Origin of the sequence: Pseudomonas sp. ANT_J28 (assembly GCF_008370005.1) — a bacterium.
GTDB lineage: Bacteria > Pseudomonadota > Gammaproteobacteria > Pseudomonadales > Pseudomonadaceae > Aquipseudomonas > Aquipseudomonas frigoris.
On record NZ_VOBM01000002.1, the window covers coordinates 123,221 to 141,998 of the forward strand.

General features: G+C 58.2%; 21 protein-coding genes. 15 read left to right on the forward strand and 6 right to left on the reverse strand.

Features of this window, described 5'->3' with window-relative positions; translation table 11 throughout:
- Positions 1–134: 134 nt before the first annotated feature.
- Entirely contained in the window at positions 135–476 is a 342-nt protein-coding gene (locus FQ187_RS01620; RefSeq protein ID WP_074871047.1) for a hypothetical protein, read from the forward strand.
- A 5-nt stretch (positions 477–481) separates the two neighbouring features.
- Here the strand turns inward: FQ187_RS01620 and FQ187_RS01625 are convergent, their stop codons facing one another.
- Positions 482–2,311 (reverse strand): hypothetical protein, encoded by a 1,830-nt coding sequence (locus FQ187_RS01625; protein WP_149628161.1) that lies wholly within the window; start codon positions 2,309–2,311, stop codon positions 482–484.
- A 159-nt stretch (positions 2,312–2,470) separates the two neighbouring features.
- On the opposite strand from FQ187_RS01625, the gene FQ187_RS01630 reads away from it, so the two are divergent.
- The 3 genes from FQ187_RS01630 to FQ187_RS01640 all read left to right on the forward strand — a co-directional run bounded on the left by FQ187_RS01630 (position 2,471) and on the right by FQ187_RS01640 (position 4,144).
- Positions 2,471–2,959: a TIGR00645 family protein gene (locus FQ187_RS01630; RefSeq protein ID WP_033054284.1), complete on the forward strand. Its 489-nt coding sequence runs from the start codon at positions 2,471–2,473 to the stop codon at positions 2,957–2,959.
- A gap of 133 nt (positions 2,960–3,092) precedes the next feature.
- The gene (locus tag FQ187_RS01635; RefSeq protein ID WP_149628162.1) at positions 3,093–3,389 is read left to right on the forward strand and encodes a DUF6482 family protein; all 297 of its coding nucleotides are present in this window, start codon (positions 3,093–3,095) and stop codon (positions 3,387–3,389) included.
- A gap of 137 nt (positions 3,390–3,526) precedes the next feature.
- The gene (locus FQ187_RS01640; RefSeq protein WP_046048787.1) at positions 3,527–4,144 is read left to right on the forward strand and encodes an FKBP-type peptidyl-prolyl cis-trans isomerase; all 618 of its coding nucleotides are present in this window, start codon (positions 3,527–3,529) and stop codon (positions 4,142–4,144) included.
- Positions 4,145–4,191: 47 nt separating this feature from the next.
- Here the strand turns inward: FQ187_RS01640 and FQ187_RS01645 are convergent, their stop codons facing one another.
- The 3 genes from FQ187_RS01645 to FQ187_RS01655 form a co-directional block, all read right to left on the reverse strand.
- The gene (locus tag FQ187_RS01645) at positions 4,192–4,449 is read right to left on the reverse strand and encodes a hypothetical protein (protein ID WP_149628163.1); all 258 of its coding nucleotides are present in this window, start codon (positions 4,447–4,449) and stop codon (positions 4,192–4,194) included.
- Between the two features lie 205 nt (positions 4,450–4,654).
- A complete protein-coding gene (locus FQ187_RS01650) occupies positions 4,655–4,996 on the reverse strand; it encodes a zinc ribbon domain-containing protein YjdM (protein ID WP_008154270.1) in 342 nt (113 codons plus the stop codon).
- 135 nt (positions 4,997–5,131) lie between these two features.
- On the reverse strand, positions 5,132–6,100 hold the full coding sequence (locus FQ187_RS01655; RefSeq protein ID WP_149628164.1) for a polyprenyl synthetase family protein: 969 nt from the start codon (positions 6,098–6,100) through the stop codon (positions 5,132–5,134).
- A 240-nt stretch (positions 6,101–6,340) separates the two neighbouring features.
- Between FQ187_RS01655 and rplU the strand changes: the two genes are divergently transcribed.
- From rplU to FQ187_RS01680, 5 genes are all read left to right on the forward strand, one after another.
- A complete protein-coding gene (gene rplU / locus FQ187_RS01660; RefSeq protein WP_003176051.1) occupies positions 6,341–6,655 on the forward strand; it encodes a 50S ribosomal protein L21 in 315 nt (104 codons plus the stop codon).
- 34 nt (positions 6,656–6,689) lie between these two features.
- A complete protein-coding gene (gene rpmA, locus FQ187_RS01665; protein ID WP_046048788.1) occupies positions 6,690–6,965 on the forward strand; it encodes a 50S ribosomal protein L27 in 276 nt (91 codons plus the stop codon).
- Positions 6,966–7,160: 195 nt separating this feature from the next.
- Positions 7,161–8,384, forward strand: a complete 1,224-nt coding sequence (cgtA, locus tag FQ187_RS01670) for an Obg family GTPase CgtA (RefSeq protein ID WP_149628165.1) — start codon at positions 7,161–7,163, stop codon at positions 8,382–8,384.
- Positions 8,385–8,521: 137 nt separating this feature from the next.
- Positions 8,522–9,640 (forward strand): glutamate 5-kinase, encoded by a 1,119-nt coding sequence (gene proB, locus FQ187_RS01675; protein ID WP_123514526.1) that lies wholly within the window; start codon positions 8,522–8,524, stop codon positions 9,638–9,640.
- Positions 9,641–9,652: 12 nt separating this feature from the next.
- Positions 9,653–10,117: a CreA family protein gene (locus FQ187_RS01680; RefSeq protein WP_033054290.1), complete on the forward strand. Its 465-nt coding sequence runs from the start codon at positions 9,653–9,655 to the stop codon at positions 10,115–10,117.
- A 121-nt stretch (positions 10,118–10,238) separates the two neighbouring features.
- On the opposite strand, the gene rpsT is transcribed toward FQ187_RS01680, so the two are convergent.
- A complete protein-coding gene (gene rpsT / locus FQ187_RS01685) occupies positions 10,239–10,517 on the reverse strand; it encodes a 30S ribosomal protein S20 (RefSeq protein WP_008154937.1) in 279 nt (92 codons plus the stop codon).
- 252 nt (positions 10,518–10,769) lie between these two features.
- On the opposite strand from rpsT, the gene murJ reads away from it, so the two are divergent.
- From murJ to ispH, 6 genes are all read left to right on the forward strand, one after another.
- Positions 10,770–12,308: a murein biosynthesis integral membrane protein MurJ gene (gene murJ, locus FQ187_RS01695; RefSeq protein ID WP_149628166.1), complete on the forward strand. Its 1,539-nt coding sequence runs from the start codon at positions 10,770–10,772 to the stop codon at positions 12,306–12,308.
- Positions 12,309–12,437: 129 nt separating this feature from the next.
- Positions 12,438–13,388 carry a bifunctional riboflavin kinase/FAD synthetase gene (gene ribF, locus FQ187_RS01700; RefSeq protein WP_056742826.1) on the forward strand — a complete coding sequence of 317 codons (951 nt, stop codon included), beginning with the start codon at positions 12,438–12,440 and terminating at the stop codon, positions 13,386–13,388.
- On the forward strand, positions 13,389–16,220 hold the full coding sequence (gene ileS / locus FQ187_RS01705; protein WP_149628167.1) for an isoleucine--tRNA ligase: 2,832 nt from the start codon (positions 13,389–13,391) through the stop codon (positions 16,218–16,220).
- The gene (lspA, locus tag FQ187_RS01710) at positions 16,213–16,725 is read left to right on the forward strand and encodes a signal peptidase II (protein ID WP_149628168.1); all 513 of its coding nucleotides are present in this window, start codon (positions 16,213–16,215) and stop codon (positions 16,723–16,725) included. Before ileS ends, lspA begins: the two co-directional genes overlap by 8 nt.
- 7 nt (positions 16,726–16,732) lie before the next feature.
- A complete protein-coding gene (gene fkpB / locus FQ187_RS01715) occupies positions 16,733–17,170 on the forward strand; it encodes an FKBP-type peptidyl-prolyl cis-trans isomerase (protein WP_178122661.1) in 438 nt (145 codons plus the stop codon).
- A gap of 66 nt (positions 17,171–17,236) precedes the next feature.
- The gene (ispH, locus tag FQ187_RS01720) at positions 17,237–18,184 is read left to right on the forward strand and encodes a 4-hydroxy-3-methylbut-2-enyl diphosphate reductase (protein WP_033054296.1); all 948 of its coding nucleotides are present in this window, start codon (positions 17,237–17,239) and stop codon (positions 18,182–18,184) included.
- On the opposite strand, the gene FQ187_RS01725 is transcribed toward ispH, so the two are convergent.
- Complete coding sequence (locus FQ187_RS01725; RefSeq protein ID WP_149628231.1) at positions 18,153–18,710, reverse strand: GspH/FimT family pseudopilin; 558 nt, start codon at positions 18,708–18,710, stop codon at positions 18,153–18,155. The two genes, ispH and FQ187_RS01725, sit on opposite strands and share 32 nt — an antisense overlap.
- Positions 18,711–18,778: the final 68 nt, after the last annotated feature.

An 18,778-nucleotide genomic window follows, 5' to 3' on the forward strand; every position in this document is an offset into this window, starting at 1 on the left:
GCGCCTTCTGGTCTCACTTGACGTGCTAGTCAGACTTTTCCTCTATTCTCAGGTCAAGGATATCGACAGTAATCACTGGATCGAGACAGCCCTCCCGTGGGGGCTGAATACCGGATCTACCGAGGGTCGCCGCCATGTCGCGCAACCTCTGCCTCACCCGTCAATGCCTGGGCCTTGTGACCCGTATCGAGTGTGCCATCCGCCCATTGGCGGGGGATACGGGCATGTGGACCTTGCTCTTCGCCGCCGGAATGGCCGGCGAACAACCTTCTGCCATCAAAGCCCAGGGCCCGTTTCATGGCCCCTTTGTGGCTGAGTCGATCCTCGACACCATTGTTGAAAGTCTCACCCTGCACGGCTATGAGCTGGCCGATGATCCGCAAATCTGGTGCCTGCACCTGCAAGCTCAGCTGCGGGAAATCAATGGTGGCCGCTGCCGCAACTCTGGAGGTTTTGAGTTTCGGCCCGAGCACTGAACAGGCTATTGAGCAAGGTTGGACGTGTCTGCCTTGTCGAGTTTGACCTCGAAACCATATTGCACGGTGGAGAGATCGGTTCGTTGATAGGTTTCCAGACGGGCAGGCTGTCCGTAGAAATAATGCACGCCCAATAATGCCGGGCCTTCTGCGCTCGCATCGTGGCTGACCGCCAGAATCTCCTTCAGATAATTGCCGCTGTCGTCCTTGGCGAAGAAACGCCAGTCCTGGGCGGGAAACTGCTTCAGATCAACCACCAGCGCATTGCCTTTGAGCACCAGCCCTTTGGGCAACTGGTGGGCGTCGATGGTTTTCTTTTCGACGGTGGCGAGAAACAGCGGCATGGAGCCCACCGCGTAAGCGGGGGTTTCTGGAAACAGGTTCAAGTCGTAGGTGATAGTGCCGCGCAGGGGATCGACCTGGTAAGCCTCAGGCGGCAATTCGATCGGCTCATCGCGTTTGCCGTTACCGTCCTCGGTAAAGAAACTGACCGGGCTGTCACCGGGGCTGAAGGAGGTGCCAAGCAGCTCATCATTGAAGCTTTTGGGGTGATCGAACTCGATACGCGCAGCACTGGGGTCTTCGACCGACTGACTGATGCTGACGCTCTTTTTCAGTTGTTCCTCGCCAAGTGTGGCGCCCTTGAGCCACATCGGGGCCTGGTCGTCGTACACCACCACCGGCAGCGTCAGTGGCTGTATGGTCTTTTGCGTGGTGTGTGGGTCGAAGCGAAGTACCGGCAGGTTCAGGTCCTTGCGGGTCACTGTGGCGGTTGAAAAGTCCAGTACGCTGACCTCAAGAGTTTCGATCGGCCCGTTGAAGTACACCTTGGAATAATGGCGGCTCTGTTGCTTCTCAAAGGCGCGCTGCTCTTCATCGATCTGTTTTTCGAAGCTCTCGCTCCAGGCTTTCTGCTGTTGCAATTTTGCCAGTTGCTTTTGATAAAAGGCTATTTGTGCGGAGGTCTCGTTGATCGAGCCTGAGCGCGAGAGAAATTGCCCGGTGCTGTCCTTGGCCTGGACGATCAGCGGGTTCAACGGTGTTTCGCTGACCTCGGGGGCCAGTGGCGCGCTGTTGTTGAATTCGATTTCGGCGTAGTTGTTTGCAAGGTTCAGCAGGGTGACGCTGAGGTTGTCATTGGTGCGAGTCTGGCCAACGTCCTTTTTCGTCAGGTCGAAGCTGTAGAGCCGGCGCGGCGCGATGACTTCCACCTTGCCTTGCAGACTCACCGGTTGTGGCTGGTTCTTTTTGTCCACGTCCAGGCCATCGATGAAGGGGTAGGTCACCGTCAAATCATCGGGGTTGGTCAGGTTGGAGCTCGACGGACTGAGCTGAATGCCCGGATCGGTTTCCGACCATTCCGGCTGAAACGGGATGACGCGTTTGTTGCTCAAGGTTACCGATTGCCATTCAAGGCCATGGGGAAAGAGAAACGCGGCCGGAATGTTGAAGTTGAAAGGGAACACCGGTTGCAGATCGGTCAGGTAGTCGGAACTGGAGTCCTTGTGCAGCACGAACAGACCGTTGATGTACGTGTCGACCAAGGCCTGGGGCGTCGGATAGTGCTTGAGGACGGCGAGGGCGTCTTCGCCATATTCTGTTTCCACCGGTTTGCTGTCGAGCTTGAGTTGCGCACGCTCGAGCAACAACAGTGAGCCGCCGAGTTCAGCCACGGCTTCCTTGAGTTTTGGGTCCTGAATCGCATCCAGAGACTTCTCGAACTGCGCAGTCTTTTCCTCAAGGCTGACCTGGCGCTTCTCATCGCTGGGTGAGCAGGCGCTCATCAGCAAGGCCAGGCAAATGCCGGCGCTCGTTAAAGGCAATCGCACATCCATTTCCCGTCTTCCTGTCCGATGTCGCTGAGCTGTCAATACTTTGGACACTAGCAGAAAAACCTTGTCACACACGCGCAGGTTGCGGATTTCCCGACGGTTTCTGGGTGTAACGGGTGGCTGATATACTCGCGGCAATTTCCAGGCCTTGTGTGAGATTTAATGGAACGCTTTATCGAAAATGCAATGTACGCCAGTCGCTGGCTGCTGGCGCCGATCTACTTCGGTCTGTCCCTTGGGCTACTGGCCCTGGCGCTGAAATTCTTCCAGGAAGTCTTCCACGTCATCCCTAACGTGTTCTCGATGGCCGAGTCGGATCTGATTCTGGTGCTGCTCTCGCTGATCGATATGGCGCTGGTGGGCGGTTTGCTGGTGATGGTGATGATTTCCGGTTACGAGAACTTCGTTTCCCAACTGGACATCGACGACGACAAGGAAAAGCTCAACTGGCTGGGCACCATGGATTCCTCTTCATTGAAGATGAAGGTGGCCGCTTCCATCGTGGCCATTTCGTCCATCCACCTGCTGCGGATTTTCATGGACGCCAAGAACGTCGATCCCGAGCATTTGAAGTGGTACGTGATCATCCACATGACCTTCGTGATTTCGGCGTTTGCCATGGGTTATCTGGATAAGCTGACCAAGCACTGATCGCCTTTTATCGCTGTACCAAACCGCCCGTCTGTTGCGAAACAGACGGGCGGTGTCGTTTCTGGCTTGTACTTTGATGCGCCGAGGCCTATGCCTGTAAGGATCTTGGCTCGCCATTGCGTGAGGTGCGTTTATGGACCTGAAAGAGTTGAATGCTTATGCCATCGCCGGGAAGGTCGATGAGCTCAACCTGATCTCGATGGAAGGCGGGATCTACTTGTTGGAAGCGCGGATGCATGGCGCGGCGTATCCGCTGAGTGATAACCACGGCCAGATGTTTCATCTTCGTTCGGTCGAGCATGCGCGTGAAGTACTTCATGCCTTTCCCAGCTTGCCGTTCAACCTTGTGCATACCTCGGTTCATGACGAAATGTGCGGACTCGGTGCCAGTGCCGGGGAAAATCTGAAGGTGCCGATCGCCTTCCGTTGAGCCTTGTAGGGCTGACGCACTCTCATCAGCGCGACGGCATCTGTGCTAGTCTGCTCGCCCTTTTGGTTCCGGGCGCTCCGGGATGCGCTGTGCATGCACGGCAAGTTCCAGGGCCGTCCGCACAGCGGAGCAGTGTCATGTCCGAAGTAAATCTGTCCACCGACGAAACCCGCGTCAGCTACGGTATTGGCCGTCAGCTGGGCGATCAACTGCGCGACAATCCGCCACCGGGCGTTAGCCTGGACGCGATCCTGGCAGGCCTGACCGACGCTTTCGCCGGCAAGGAAAGCCGTGTGGGTCAGGAAGAAATGTCCGCGAGCTTCAAGGTCATTCGCGAAATCATGCAAGCTGAAGCTGCTGCCAAAGCTGAAGCCGCTGCTGGCGAAGGCCTGGCATTCCTGGCTGAAAACGCCAAGCGTGATGGCATCACCACCCTGGCTTCCGGCCTGCAATTCGAAGTGCTGACTCAGGGTGAAGGCGCCAAGCCAACCCGTGAAGATCAAGTACGTACTCACTATCACGGCACCCTGATCGACGGTACTGTGTTCGACAGCTCCTACGATCGTGGTCAGCCTGCAGAATTCCCGGTTGGCGGCGTGATCGCTGGCTGGACCGAAGCCCTGCAACTGATGAACGCCGGCAGCAAATGGCGTCTGTACGTGCCGAGCGAGCTGGCTTACGGCGCTCAAGGCGTTGGCAGCATTCCGCCGCACAGCGTACTGGTATTCGACGTCGAACTGCTCGACGTTCTGTAAGACCGTAACCCTGTAGGCGCTTTGCCTACAGGGTTTTTCAGCGTTTTTCATATTTCGATCTTGTGGTGCAGTTCGCTTGTCGGGCGCAATGCCCGGGCATAGCAGAACAGAAACAGATTGCGCACCAGTTCCTTGAGCACCAACGGCTCGCTGGAACTCAAGCCGTTGACGTCCAGATCACCCTGATCCTGCAGCTCGTTCAAGGCTTCCTCTTCAAGCACCGCACAGACTTCCCCTGTTTCCCGATGCAGGATCCTGAGGTAAGGGTGTGGGCGGTCCAGCCAGGCGTCGATCAAATAAGTCATGGGTCTCATCTCCATTGATGGATTTCAATGAGAATAATTCTTATTCATCAAATAGCAAGGAGCTATTGGCAGTTTGTGTTTTTTTAAGGGTAAACGCTGCGTAAGGTCAAAACGGCTGGCGTTTGGCTATTGCGAGGGATGTTGGGCGAAGCGGGGGAGGGTGAGGCACCATCCCACGCAGGACGCGGGATGGAATACAGCAGGCTCAGACTTTTCTGACGAACTCGGATTTGAGCTTCATCGGGCCGATGCCGTCGATCTTGCAGTCGATGTCGTGATCACCATCGCACAGGCGGATGTTCTTGACCTTGGTGCCGACCTTGACCACCAGCGACGTGCCTTTGACCTTGAGGTCCTTGATCACGGTGATGGTGTCGCCGTCCTGCAGGACGTTGCCGACCGAATCCTTTTTCACGGTGTCATCGGACACTGCTTCGGCTTCGCCGCTGGCAGACCACTCGTGGGCGCACTCAGGGCAGATCAACTGGGCGCCGTCTTCGTAGGTGTATTCGGAATTGCATTTTGGGCAGGGTGGCAACGTGCTCACTAAAGTTCCTTGGATTCAGGATCGCTAAAAGTCGCACATTGTATAGGGTTTTTAGGTGGAGGAGGGGTGACAGCGAAAGATCGCAGCCCCGTAGGAGCCGCCGCAGGCTGCGATCTTTTGATCTTGCTGTAAAAATCAGTGCGTGCGGGCGACCGCAAATTCGCTCAATTCGACCAATGCATCGCGGTATTCGCTGGCAGGCAGCGCATCGAGGCACTTGATCGCACGGGCGACGTAGTCACGGGCCAGTTGTGCGGTGTAATTCAGCGAACCTGAGGCTTCCACGGCTTCGCGGATGCTTTCCAGGTCTTCGATGCCGCCTTTCTGGATTGCCTTGCGCACCAGTGCAGCCTGCTCCGGCGTGCCTTCGCGCATGGTGTAGATCAGCGGCAGGGTCGGTTTGCCTTCAGCCAGATCATCACCGACGTTCTTGCCCAGGGTTTCGGCGTCGCCTTTGTAGTCCAGCAAGTCGTCGACCAGTTGGAAAGCCACACCCAGGTGATCACCAAACGTACGCAGGGCTTCTGTCTGTTCCGATGTCGCTTCGCAGAGCGCTGCAGCACTGTGGGTCGACGCTTCGAAGAGCATCGCGGTCTTGCCGCGGATGACTTCCATGTAGGTTTCTTCGGTGGTGCTGGCGTCACGAACCTTGGACAGCTGCAACACTTCGCCTTCGGCGATGATGCGCGTGGCTTGCGAAAGGATTTTCATCACCGGCATGGAGCCCAGTTCGACCATCATTTCGAAGGACCGCGAATACAGGAAGTCGCCCACCAGCACGCTAGGGGCGTTGCCCCACATGGCGTTGGCGGTGGAGCGGCCACGGCGCATGCCGGACATGTCGACCACGTCGTCATGCAGCAGGGTCGCGGTGTGCAGGAACTCGATGGTCGCGGCCAGCAGGCGCAGGTCATCGCCTTCGCGGCCCAGGGCCTTGCCACACAGCAACACTAATAAAGGACGCAGGCGTTTACCGCCAGCCGAGGTAATGTAATCGCCGATTTTCGATACCAGCGGCACTCGGGAAGTCAGCTGCTTCTTGATGATGCCGTCGACGGCGCTAAAATCGTCCGCCACCGCGCGGTAGAAAGCTTGGGGTTGCATCAGCGACAGTTGCTCCAGAAGGGTTGCGCGGCATGCTAGGACCCACGTCGGCGGGTGTCAAGGTACGATGGACGGCCTCTTGCGTCGCCCCGGCAGCTTGCGTACAATCGCGCACCCTGAACTTCCTGGGCAGCACCTGCCTTACGCAATTGCAAACAGGCCTTCCAGCCCAATGCAGCCATGCCAGCCAATACCTCTTCTTATAAAGAGCTGGGTGAGCAGGATTATCGGAGAAATACCATGTCGTACGCAGTAATTGTTACTGGTGGCAAGCAATACAAGGTCGCCCCAGGTGAATACCTGAAGATCGAAAAACTGGAAATCGCTACCGGCGAATCCGTTACTTTTGATCGCGTTCTGTTGGTCGCCAATGGCGATGACGTGAACATCGGCGCTCCAGTTGTTGCTGGCGCTACCGTTGTGGCTGAAGTGATCTCCCAAGGTCGTCACGATAAAGTCCGCATCATCAAGTTCCGTCGTCGTAAGCACCACATGAAGCGTATGGGCCACCGCCAGTGGTACACCGAGATCAAAATCACCGGTATTCAGGCTTAATTTCAGCCTAATTCCTCACTAGGAGAATTGACTCATGGCACACAAAAAAGCTGGTGGTAGTACCCGTAACGGTCGCGACTCAGAAGCCAAACGCCTTGGCGTGAAGATGTATGGCGGCCAGGTTATCATTCCGGGCAACATCATCGTGCGTCAGCGCGGCACCCAATTCCACGCCGGTTACGGTGTTGGCATGGGTAAAGATCACACTCTGTTCGCTAAAATCGACGGCGTGATCAAGTTTGAAGTAAAAGGCGCTTTCAACCGCCGTTACGTGAGCATTGTCCCGAAGACTGCAGTCGTCGCGGCATAATTACGTAGTTGCTGGAAAAGCCCTGTCTCGCGACGGGGCTTTTTCGTTTGTGGGGTGAGTCTCTTGCAAAGCTGTTTGTGATGGGCGAAAGCAGCTGGATTTTCGGTCGTTGCTTGAGGTCGCTGCGCTCATTTTTGCAAGAGTCTTATGTCTTAGTGTTTTTCGGCTCGTCCGTATGACGAGAGGCGTTTTGTTATGAAGTTTGTTGATGAAGTATCGATTCGAGTAAAGGCCGGTGACGGCGGCAACGGTTGCATGAGCTTCCGTCGCGAGAAGTTCATTGAAAATGGTGGTCCGAACGGTGGTGACGGTGGTGATGGCGGCTCGGTCTACATGATCGCCGACGAAAACCTCAACACCCTGGTGGACTACCGTTACACCCGGCACTTTGATGCCGAGCGTGGTTCCAACGGCGGCAGCACTGACTGCACCGGTAAGAAAGGTGAAGAGCTGGTCCTGCGTGTTCCGGTCGGTACTACTGTCATCGACTCTGCTACTCAGGAAGTGATTGGCGACCTGACCAAGGCCGGTCAGCGTTTGTTGGTTGCTCACGGCGGCTGGCACGGTCTGGGTAACACCCGATTCAAGTCCAGTACCAACCGTGCTCCGCGTCAGACCACTCCGGGCAAGCCGGGTGAGGCGCGTGATCTGAAGCTGGAAATGAAAGTGTTGGCTGACGTCGGCCTGCTGGGCTTGCCGAACGCTGGCAAAAGTACCTTCATTCGCTCGGTGTCGGCCGCCAAGCCGAAAGTCGCCGACTACCCGTTCACCACGCTGGTGCCGAACCTGGGTGTGGTCAGTGTCGATCGCTGGAAAAGCTTCGTGGTCGCGGACATTCCGGGTCTGATCGAAGGTGCTTCCGATGGTGCGGGCCTGGGGATTCGCTTCCTCAAGCACTTGTCGCGTACGCGTCTGCTGCTGCACCTCGTGGACATGGCGCCGCTGGATGACGCCAGCGCCCCGGATGCTGCGGAAGTGATCGTCAGCGAGCTGACCAAGTTCAGCCCGTCCCTGGCCGAGCGTGATCGTTGGTTGGTGCTGAACAAGTGCGACCAGATCCTCGAAGAAGAGCACGACGCTCGCGTCAAGGAGATCGTTGAGCGTCTGGAGTGGACTGGTCCGGTCTACGTGATCTCGGCCATCTCCAAGCTGGGCACCGAGCGTCTTTGCCACGACATCATGCGTTACATGGAAGACCGTGCTGATCGCCTGGCTAACGACCCGGTTTACAAAGAAGAGTTGGCCGAACTCGATCAGCGCATCGAAGACGAAGCCCGTGCTCAGCTGCAGGCTCTGGATGATCAGCGTGCCCTGCGCCGTAGCGGCGTGAAGTCGGTCCACGACATCGGCGATGATGATTGGGACGAAGAAGATGTGGATGACGAAGACGGTCCGGAAATCATTTACGTGCGTGACTGATTCGTTGCAGTAAACTTAAGCGCCGCTCAATCGAGCGGCGTTTTAGTATCTGGAAATCGATCGTTGGTCACGAATAGCCACGATTAACGTCACGGGCAGTGCCAGGTCGCGCTGTCCTCAAGCTAAGGTTGAAGATGATGCGGAGCAAGGTGACAGGTGCGCAGCGTTGGGTCGTGAAGATCGGCAGCGCTTTGCTGACGGCGGACGGCAAGGGCCTGGATCGCGCGGCAATGGGTGTTTGGGTCGAGCAGATGGTGGCTTTGCATGAGGCTGGCGTCGAGCTGGTGCTGGTGTCCTCCGGGGCCGTGGCGGCCGGCATGAGCCGCTTGGGCTGGACCGTACGACCCAGTGCGATGCACGAGTTGCAGGCCGCTGCCGCCATCGGTCAGATGGGGTTGGTGCAGGCCTGGGAGTCGAGCTTTGCCGAGCATGGCCGGCATACCGCACAGATTCTCCTGACCCACGACGACTTGTCCGACCGCAAGCGCTACCTGAATGCCCGCAGCACCTTGCGCGCGCTGGTTGAGCTGAAGGTAATTCCGGTGATCAACGAGAACGACACCGTGGTTACCGATGAAATACGTTTCGGCGACAACGACACGCTCGCGGCGCTGGTGGCCAACCTGGTCGAGGCTGATCTGTTGGTGATTCTCACGGATCGCGATGGCATGTTCGACGCCGATCCGCGCAATAACCCTGACGCCAACCTGATTTACGAAGCGCGCGCCGATGATCCGGCGCTGGATGCGGTGGCGGGCGGTACCGGTGGTGCGCTGGGTCGTGGTGGCATGCAGACCAAATTGCGTGCTGCGCGGCTAGCGGCTCGTTCCGGTGCGCATACCATCATCGTTGGCGGGCGTATTGAGCGCGTGCTGGATCGCCTCAAGGCGGGCGAGCGCATTGGCACCTTGCTGTCGCCTGAGCGCGGCCTGTTGGCGGCGCGCAAGCAATGGCTGGCCGGGCACCTGCAAACCCGCGGCACGCTTGTGCTGGATGCCGGTGCGGTGACGGCGCTGTCCAAAGGCAACAAAAGTTTGCTGCCGGTGGGGGTCAAGCTGGTCCAGGGCAGCTTCCGTCGTGGCGAGATGGTGGTTTGCGTGGCGCCGGACGGTCGCGAAATCGCCCGGGGCCTGGCCAACTACAGCGCGCTGGAAGCACAAAAAATCATCGGTCAGTCGTCTGAGGCGATTGTCGGTCTGTTGGGTTACATGGCGGAGCCGGAACTGGTTCACCGCGATAACCTGATCCTGGTCTGAAGGAATACCTGAATGCGCGTGGCAAAAGGATTGTTGGGTCTGCTGTTGGCGATGCCGCTGTTGGCCTCGGCCGAGGAGATTGGTCAGGTGTCGACGGTGTTCAAGTTTGTCGGCCCGAACGACCGCATCGTCGTCGAAGCGTTTGATGATCCAAAGGTTGAGGGCGTGACCTGCTACCTCTCGCGAGCCAAGACGGGTGGCGTGAAGGGTGGTTTGGGGTTGGCTGAAGATCGCGCGGAAGCGTCTATCGCTTGTCGTCAGGTCGGGCCGATCAGCTTCAAAGGCGAGTTGAAGGATGGTGACGAGGTGTTCAAGGAGCGCACGTCGCTGGTGTTCAAGACCATGCAAGTAGTGCGATTCCTCGACAAGAAGCGCAATACGCTGGTGTACCTGGTCTATAGCGATCGTGTGATCGAAGGTAGTCCGCAGAATGCGGTGACGGCGATTCCGATTTTGCCATGGGCGCAGGCTCAGTAAGCTAAAGAAGATCAAAAGTATGGGAAGGGGCTGCCCCTTCCCATTTTTTTTGCGCTGGGTTTACTAAATCGCAGGCAATAAAAAACCGACCCTGGGGTCGGTTTTTTAACAAGCTTATCGCTTATGCGGCAACAGCAAGGTTCAGAGCCTTGACGTGACCGTTCAGGCGGCTCTTATGACGAGCAGCCTTGTTCTTGTGGATGATGCCTTTATCGGCCATACGGTCGATAACTGGCACAGCCAGAACGTAAGCAGCTTGAGCTTTTTCAGCGTCTTTTGCGTCGATGGCCTTAACTACATTCTTGATGTAGGTACGAACCATGGAACGCAGGCTGGCGTTGTGGCTGCGACGCTTCTCAGCCTGTTTTGCACGTTTTTTGGCGGAAGGTGTGTTGGCCACCGTCGAGCTCCTCGAAAGACTTTTTAGGAAATAGCAAACAAAATAGGCCGCGAATCATGCCGATGAGTTGATGTCTTGTCAAGGGCGGTTGAGACGTTCCGCTAAGTGGTAGGTATAAAGAGGCGGGATATTTATTTCCGGCGCTTGACCTGTAAACTCGCGAGCTTTGGCTCTGTGCTGCTGCGGCGCGGAGTATCGCATAAGTAGGCGCTTTGTTCGCCTGCTGTTTATCGACAGGCACAAACTCTTTCAATGAATCTGCTCAAATCGTTGGCCGCCGTCAGCTCTATCACGATGCTTTCCCGGATTCTGGGGTTCGTTCGTGACACTCTCATTGCGCGCACATTTGGCGCCGGGATGGCGACTGACGCCTTCTTTATCGCCTTCAAACTGCCCAATTTGCTGCGGCGTATCTTCGCCGAGGGGGCATTTTCCCAGGCATTTGTGCCGATTCTTGCTGAATATAAAAGCCAGAAGGGCGAGGAGGCGACGCGAACCTTCATTGCCTACGTCTCGGGCCTGCTGACGCTGGTGCTGGCGTTGGTCACCGCTTTGGGCATGATCGCCGCGCCGTGGGTCATCTGGGTGACTGCGCCGGGTTTCACCGATACGCCGGAAAAATTCGAGCTGACGGCCCGCCTGTTGCGCGTGACCTTTCCTTATATATTGCTGATCTCCCTGTCTTCATTGGCCGGGGCGATCCTCAATACCTATAACCGTTTCTCGGTGCCGGCCTTCGTGCCGACCCTGCTCAATGTCAGCATGATCATCTTTTCGTTGTTTCTGACGCCGTATTTCGATCCGCCGGTCATGGCGTTGGGCTGGGCAGTACTGGTGGGCGGCTTGGCGCAATTGCTCTATCAGTTGCCGCACCTGAAGAAGATCGGCCTACTGGTGTTGCCACGACTGAACCTGCGTGACAGCGGCGTCTGGCGGGTCATGAAGCAAATGCTTCCAGCGATTCTCGGCGTGTCCGTGAGCCAGATTTCGCTGATCATCAATACCATTTTCGCCTCGTTCCTGGTCGCCGGATCCGTGTCATGGATGTACTACGCCGACCGTTTGATGGAATTACCGTCCGGTGTGCTGGGCGTGGCGCTGGGCACGATTCTTTTGCCGACCCTGGCCAAGACCTACGCCAGCAAGGATCGCCAGGAATATTCCCGGATCCTCGATTGGGGCCTGCGCCTGTGCTTCATGCTGGTGTTGCCGTGCTCCCTGGCACTGGGGATTCTCGCCGAGCCGCTGACGGTTTCCTTATTCCAGTACGGCCAGTTCAGCGCGTTTGACGCCTCCATGACCCAACGGGCGCTGATCGCTTATTCGGTCGGTTTGCTCGGGATTATCGTGATTAAAGTGCTGGCGCCGGGCTTTTATGCGCAACAAAACATCCGCACGCCGGTAAAAATCGCGATTTTCACCCTGATCGTTACGCAGTTGTTCAACCTGGTGTTGATCGGCCCGTTGGCCCACGCCGGTCTGGCGCTGGCCATCAGCATCGGCGCGTGCATTAACGCCGGTCTGCTGTTCTATCAGCTGCGCAAGCAGCAGATGTATGAGCCACAACCGGGTTGGGCGAAGTTCGGTTTCAAGCTAGTGATTGCAGTGTTGGTGATGTCTGCTGTGTTACTGGTCGGAATGCATTTCATGCCAGCCTGGGATCAAGGGCATATGCTGGAGCGGTTTCTGCGTCTGGGCGCATTGGTCGTTGCCGGAGTGGTGGCTTATTTCGGCATGTTGCTGTTGATGGGCTTCCGTTTGCGCGACTTCAATCGCAAAGCGCTGAGCTGAGGTCGCGACCTCAATAAACACGGGCGAGCCGGCAGTTTTGTCGGCTCGATCACTTTGGGTTACGGTGTTGCCTGTCGTCGGCCGCCGGGTGTGGTTATAATCGACCACTTTATGAGCAAGAAGCGCGTTATGCAGCTGGTTCGAGGCCTCCACAACCTGCGCCCCCAGCATCGGGGCTGTGTCGCCACTATTGGCAACTTTGACGGTGTTCACCGTGGCCACCAGGCTATCCTGGCGAGGCTCCGTGAGCGTGCGCTCGAGTTGGGCGTGCCCAGCTGCGTGGTGATATTTGAGCCGCAGCCGCGAGAATTCTTCGCCCCTGACACGGCACCGGCCCGTCTGGCCCGGCTACGGGACAAACTGCAGCTGCTGGCTGAGGAAGGTGTCGACCGGGTCCTGTGTCTGGCCTTCAACCAGCGCCTGAGCAAGCTCAGCGCCAGCGAATTCGTCGACACCATTCTGGTGGACGGCCTCGGGGTTCAGCATCTGGAGGTCGGTGACGACTTCCGTTTCGGCTGTGACCGGGTAGGGGATTTCGATTTCCTGCAACAGGCTGGCGTCCTTCAGGGTTTTACCGTGGAAGCGGCGCAGACCGTGGAACTGGACGGTATTCGCGTCAGCAGCACCCAGGTCCGCAATGCCCTGGCCGCTGCCGATTTTGCCCTGGCCGAGCGACTGCTCGGTCGTCCGTTCCGGATTGCCGGGCGGGTCCTGCATGGCCAGAAGCTGGCGCGCCAATTGGGTACGCCTACGGCCAACATACAACTCAAGCGTCGTCGCGTGCCGCTGACCGGGGTTTACCTGGTCAACGTGGACATCGACGGCAAGACCTGGCCAGGCGTCGCCAATATCGGCGTGCGGCCAACGGTCCAAGGGGATGGCAAAGCCCACCTCGAAGTGCATCTTTTAGATTTTGCCGGCGATCTGTATGACCGGCGTTTGACGGTGGTTTTCCACCACAAGCTGCGTGAAGAGCAGCGTTTCGCCTCTCTGGAGGCGCTTAAGACGGCGATCAATGCGGATGTTGCCGCCGCCCGTGCCCTGTCGCACCTAGCGCCAATCGCTAATGAAGAGCCTTAAATGACCGACTATAAAGCCACGCTAAACCTTCCGGACACCGCCTTCCCAATGAAGGCCGGCCTGCCTCAGCGCGAACCGCAGATTCTGCAGCGCTGGGACAGCATTGGCCTGTACGGTAAGTTGCGCGAAATTGGCAAGGATCGTCCGAAGTTCGTACTTCACGACGGTCCTCCGTACGCCAACGGCACGATTCACATCGGTCATGCGCTGAACAAGATTCTCAAGGACATGATCATCCGCTCGAAAACCCTGTCGGGTTTCGATGCGCCTTATGTTCCGGGCTGGGACTGCCACGGTCTGCCGATCGAGCACAAAGTCGAAGTGACCCACGGCAAGAACCTGGGTGCGGACAAGACCCGCGAACTGTGCCGTGCCTACGCCACCGAGCAGATCGAAGGCCAGAAGTCCGAATTCATCCGTCTGGGCGTGTTGGGCGATTTTGCCAACCCGTACAAGACCATGGATTTCAAAAACGAGGCCGGTGAAATCCGCGCCTTGGCCGAAATCGTCAAGGGCGGTTTCGTGTTCAAGGGCCTCAAGCCTGTGAACTGGTGCTTCGACTGCGGTTCGGCTTTGGCTGAAGCAGAAGTCGAGTACGAGAACAAAAAGTCCTCGACCATCGACGTGGCGTTCCCGATTGCCGACGAAGCCAAGTTGGCTGCCGCTTTCGGTCTGCCGTCGCTGGGCAAACCCGCTTCGATCGTGATCTGGACCACCACCCCGTGGACCATCCCGGCCAACCAGGCGTTGAACGTTCACCCGGAATTCAACTACGCCCTGGTCGACGTCGGCGACAAACTGCTGGTGCTGGCTGAAGAGCTGGTCGAGTCGTGCCTGGCGCGTTACAGCCTGGAAGGTTCGGTCATCGCGACCACCACCGGTAAAGAACTGGAACTGATCAACTTCCGTCACCCGTTCTACGATCGTCTGTCGCCGGTTTACCTGGCCGACTACGTCGAACTGGGCGCTGGCACCGGTGTGGTTCACTCCTCGCCAGCCTACGGCGTGGACGACTTCGTGACCTGCAAGAAATACGGCATGGTCAACGACGACATCATCAATCCCGTACAAAGCAACGGCGTTTACGTACCGTCGCTGGAGTTCTTCGGCGGCCAGTTCATCTGGAAAGCCAACCCGGCTATCGTCGACAAGTTGACCGAGGTGGGTGCGCTGCTGCACACCAGCATCATCGAACACAGCTACATGCACTGCTGGCGTCACAAGACCCCGCTGATCTACCGCGCCACCGCGCAGTGGTTCATCGGCATGGACAAAGAACCTGTGACCGGCGACACCCTGCGCAAGCGCGCGATCAAAGCCATCGAGGAGACCAAGTTCGTTCCGGCCTGGGGCCAGGCGCGCCTGCACTCGATGATCGCCAACCGTCCGGACTGGTGCATCTCCCGTCAGCGTAACTGGGGCGTGCCGATCCCGTTCTTCCTGAACAAGGAAAGCGGCGAGCTGCACCCACGCACCGCCGAGCTGATGGAAGAAGTCGCCAAGCGCGTCGAAGTCGAAGGCATCGAAGCCTGGTTCAAGATGGACGCCGCCGAGTTGCTCGGTGACGAAGCGCCGCAATACGACAAGATCAGCGACACCCTCGATGTCTGGTTCGATTCGGGCACCACGCACTGGCACGTTCTGCGCGGTTCGCACCCGATGGGCCACGAAACCGGTCCACGTGCCGACCTGTACCTGGAAGGTTCGGACCAACACCGTGGCTGGTTCCACTCGTCGTTGCTGACCGGTTGCGCCATCGACAACCACGCGCCATACCGCGAGCTGCTGACTCACGGCTTCACCGTCGATGAGTCCGGTCGCAAGATGTCCAAGTCCCTGGGCAACGTGATCGCGCCGCAAAAGGTCAACGATACCCTGGGCGCCGACATCATGCGTCTGTGGGTTGCTTCCACCGATTACTCGGGTGAAATGGCGGTTTCCGAGCAGATCCTGCAGCGCAGTGCGGACGCTTACCGGCGTATCCGTAACACCGCACGCTTCCTGCTCTCCAACCTGACCGGCTTCAACCCGGCCACCGACATCCTGCCGGCCGAAGAAATGCTGGCGCTGGACCGTTGGGCCGTGGACCGCACCCTGCTGCTGCAACGCGAGCTGCAAGAGCACTACAGTGAATACCGCTTCTGGAACGTCTACTCCAAAATCCACAACTTCTGCGTGCAGGAACTGGGCGGTTTTTACCTCGACATCATCAAGGACCGTCAGTACACCACTGGCGCCAACAGCAAGGCGCGCCGTTCGGCGCAGACCGCGCTGTACCACATCTCCGAAGCGCTGGTGCGCTGGATCGCGCCGATCCTGGCATTCACCGCCGACGAACTGTGGGAATACTTGCCGGGCGAGCGTAACGAATCGGTGATGCTCAACACCTGGTACGAAGGCCTGACCGAACTGCCGGAAGGCGTCGAGCTGGACCGCGCCTACTGGGAGCGGATCATGGCGGTGAAGGTCGCGGTCAACAAGGAAATGGAAATCCAGCGCGCGGCCAAGGCCGTCGGTGGCAACCTGCAAGCCGAAGTGACGCTGTTCGCCGAAGAAGCGCTGAGCGCCGACCTGGCCAAGCTGAGCAACGAACTGCGCTTCGTACTGATCACCTCGACCGCTACCGTTGCACCGTTCGTTCAGGCGCCGGCCGATGCCGTGGTCACCGAAGTCAGCGGTTTGAAACTGCAAGTGGTCAAGTCGAGCCACGCCAAGTGCGCCCGTTGCTGGCACTGCCGTGAAGACGTCGGTGTGAACCCGGAGCATCCGGAAATCTGCGGTCGTTGCGTCGACAATATCAGCGGCGCTGGCGAGGTTCGTCACTATGCCTAATGCGGCTAGCCGTTTCGGACGGCTGAGCTGGCTCTGGTTGAGTTTGCTGGTCCTGGTCATTGACCAGGCCAGCAAGTTTTACTTCGAAGGCAAGCTCGAGATGTATCAGCAAATCGTGGTGATCCCCGATTTGTTCAGCTGGACCCTGGCCTACAACACGGGCGCAGCGTTCAGCTTCCTGGCCGACAGCTCCGGCTGGCAGCGCTGGCTGTTCGCCCTGATCGCGGTCGTGGTCAGTGCGGTGCTGGTAGTGTGGCTCAAGCGTCTGGGGCGCAACGAAACCTGGCTGGCCGTCGCTTTGGCGCTGGTGCTGGGTGGCGCGCTCGGCAATCTGTATGACCGCATTGCCCTGGGCCATGTGATCGATTTCATTCTGGTGCATTGGCAGAACCGCTGGTATTTCCCGGCGTTCAACTTTGCCGACAGTGCAATCACTGTCGGTGCCGTAATGCTTGCGCTGGACATGTTCAAAAGCAAAAAAACCGGAGAAGCCGTTCATGACTGAACAGGTATTGGCTGAGCAACGAATCCGCCAGAACACGGAAGTCACTTTGCACTTTGCACTACGCCTGGAGAACGGCGACACCGTCGACAGCACGTTCGAAAAAGCCCCGGCGACCTTCAAGGTCGGTGATGGCAACCTGTTGCCAGGGTTCGAAGCAGCGCTGTTCGGCTTCAAGGCTGGCGACAAGCGTACGCTGACGATTCAGCCGGAAAACGCCTTTGGCCAACCCAACCCGCAGAACGTACAGATCATCCCGCGCTCGCAGTTCAAGGACATGGAGCTGTCGCCTGGCTTGCTGGTGATCTTCAACGATGCGGCCAATACTGAGTTGCCCGGCGTGGTGAAGACATTCGATGACGAGCAAGTGACCATCGACTTCAACCACCCGTTGGCCGGCAAGACATTGACCTTTGACGTCGAGATCATCAACGTCATAGCGCTGTAAAACCTTCGCCCGACTCTGGTCGGGCGGGGTCAGCATTCTTTCTGCGCGCAAGACACGAGGCACAGCATGCAAATCAAACTCGCCAACCCCCGTGGCTTCTGCGCCGGAGTGGACCGGGCGATCGAAATCGTCAACCGCGCCCTGGAAGTCTTCGGGCCGCCGATCTACGTGCGCCACGAAGTGGTCCACAACAAATTCGTCGTCGAAGACCTGCGTGCTCGCGGGGCGATTTTCGTCGAAGAACTGGATCAGGTGCCGGACGACGTCATCGTGATCTTCAGTGCCCACGGTGTTTCCCAGGCCGTGCGCACCGAAGCCGCCGGTCGTGGCCTGAAGGTGTTCGACGCTACCTGTCCCCTGGTGACCAAGGTACACATCGAAGTTGCACGCTACAGCCGCGACGGCCGTGAATGCATCCTCATCGGCCACGCCGGTCATCCGGAAGTCGAAGGCACCATGGGCCAGTACGATGGCAGCAATGGTGGCGCGATCTATCTGGTCGAAGACGAGAAAGACGTCGCCGCCTTGCAGGTGAACAACCCTGAAAAACTGGCGTTCGTGACCCAGACCACCCTGTCCATGGACGATACCAGCCGCGTCATCGACGCCCTGCGTACGCGCTTCCCGGCGATCGGTGGCCCGCGCAAGGACGACATCTGCTACGCCACGCAAAACCGTCAGGATGCGGTCAAGCAACTGGCCGACGAATGCGACGTGGTCTTGGTGGTCGGCAGCCCGAACAGCTCCAACTCCAATCGCTTGCGTGAACTGGCCGAGCGCATGGCCACCCCTGCCTACCTGATCGACGGCGCCGAAGACCTGCAAAAGAGCTGGTTCGACGGTGTCGAGCGAATCGGCATCACCGCTGGCGCCTCCGCACCGGAAGTCCTGGTGCGTGGCGTGATCCAGCAATTGCAGGCGTGGGGCGCTACCGGCGCCGATGAACTGGCCGGTCGCGAGGAGAACATCACCTTCTCCATGCCTAAAGAGTTGCGCGTCCGCTCCCTGCTTTAACGCTTTTGCCCCCTGGGCACAGCGCCTGCTCAGCCTTATGGCTGCGCAGGCTGACGCGGCCGGTCGCGGCCAGCACCACCTGGAGCTGAGTGACCGGTTCGCGAGCTGCGCAAATGTGAAGTGTCCCCGCTTGAAAGGCCCGTCCGGGCATCTGTGGCTCGCCAATACTGTTGAAACGTATGTATCGCCTGACCGGCCAATTGCCGACAATCGGTACTCGAGTGCCACTCGCGCGCTCAACCAGCAGCGGATTGCTGTTGTCCTCCGCCCCTTTACCACTGATATCCAGAATGATCCGCCAGCCCTGACTCCAGTCGCCGTTGATGGCGTGAATCACGACGCTCTGATTGCATGTGATGGCAACGGTTCTGGCGTTGCGTATACCGCTGATAAGCGACTCTGCCACCTGCTCGCGATGGTTCGATTCAGTCAGTGCTGCAAACGCCGGACTGACCAATAGCAGAACAATCCCGACAATTGTCAGTCCCATGAGCAGTTCGATCAGGCTGAAACCTCGCTGATGCATGTCATCTCCCTCCCTGGAGTGCTGCGGCCCGCGCGATCCCTGCGCGAGTAATGGCAAAACAACCGAAC

Excerpts from the sequence above, each read along its gene's own strand:
- FQ187_RS01620 (WP_074871047.1), top strand. The coding sequence starts at position 135 with ATGTCGCGCAACCTCTGCCTCACCCGTCAATGCCTGGGCCTTGTGACC.
- FQ187_RS01625 (WP_149628161.1), bottom strand. The coding sequence starts at position 2,311 with ATGGATGTGCGATTGCCTTTAACGAGCGCCGGCATTTGCCTGGCCTTG.
- FQ187_RS01630 (WP_033054284.1), top strand. The coding sequence starts at position 2,471 with ATGGAACGCTTTATCGAAAATGCAATGTACGCCAGTCGCTGGCTGCTG.
- FQ187_RS01635 (WP_149628162.1), top strand. The coding sequence starts at position 3,093 with ATGGACCTGAAAGAGTTGAATGCTTATGCCATCGCCGGGAAGGTCGAT.
- FQ187_RS01640 (WP_046048787.1), top strand. The coding sequence starts at position 3,527 with ATGTCCGAAGTAAATCTGTCCACCGACGAAACCCGCGTCAGCTACGGT.
- FQ187_RS01645 (WP_149628163.1), bottom strand. The coding sequence starts at position 4,449 with ATGACTTATTTGATCGACGCCTGGCTGGACCGCCCACACCCTTACCTC.
- FQ187_RS01655 (WP_149628164.1), bottom strand. The coding sequence starts at position 6,100 with ATGCAACCCCAAGCTTTCTACCGCGCGGTGGCGGACGATTTTAGCGCC.
- rplU (WP_003176051.1), top strand. The coding sequence starts at position 6,341 with ATGTCGTACGCAGTAATTGTTACTGGTGGCAAGCAATACAAGGTCGCC.
- rpmA (WP_046048788.1), top strand. The coding sequence starts at position 6,690 with ATGGCACACAAAAAAGCTGGTGGTAGTACCCGTAACGGTCGCGACTCA.
- cgtA (WP_149628165.1), top strand. The coding sequence starts at position 7,161 with ATGAAGTTTGTTGATGAAGTATCGATTCGAGTAAAGGCCGGTGACGGC.
- proB (WP_123514526.1), top strand. The coding sequence starts at position 8,522 with ATGCGGAGCAAGGTGACAGGTGCGCAGCGTTGGGTCGTGAAGATCGGC.
- FQ187_RS01680 (WP_033054290.1), top strand. The coding sequence starts at position 9,653 with ATGCGCGTGGCAAAAGGATTGTTGGGTCTGCTGTTGGCGATGCCGCTG.
- murJ (WP_149628166.1), top strand. The coding sequence starts at position 10,770 with ATGAATCTGCTCAAATCGTTGGCCGCCGTCAGCTCTATCACGATGCTT.
- ribF (WP_056742826.1), top strand. The coding sequence starts at position 12,438 with ATGCAGCTGGTTCGAGGCCTCCACAACCTGCGCCCCCAGCATCGGGGC.
- ileS (WP_149628167.1), top strand. The coding sequence starts at position 13,389 with ATGACCGACTATAAAGCCACGCTAAACCTTCCGGACACCGCCTTCCCA.
- lspA (WP_149628168.1), top strand. The coding sequence starts at position 16,213 with ATGCCTAATGCGGCTAGCCGTTTCGGACGGCTGAGCTGGCTCTGGTTG.
- ispH (WP_033054296.1), top strand. The coding sequence starts at position 17,237 with ATGCAAATCAAACTCGCCAACCCCCGTGGCTTCTGCGCCGGAGTGGAC.
- FQ187_RS01725 (WP_149628231.1), bottom strand. The coding sequence starts at position 18,710 with ATGCATCAGCGAGGTTTCAGCCTGATCGAACTGCTCATGGGACTGACA.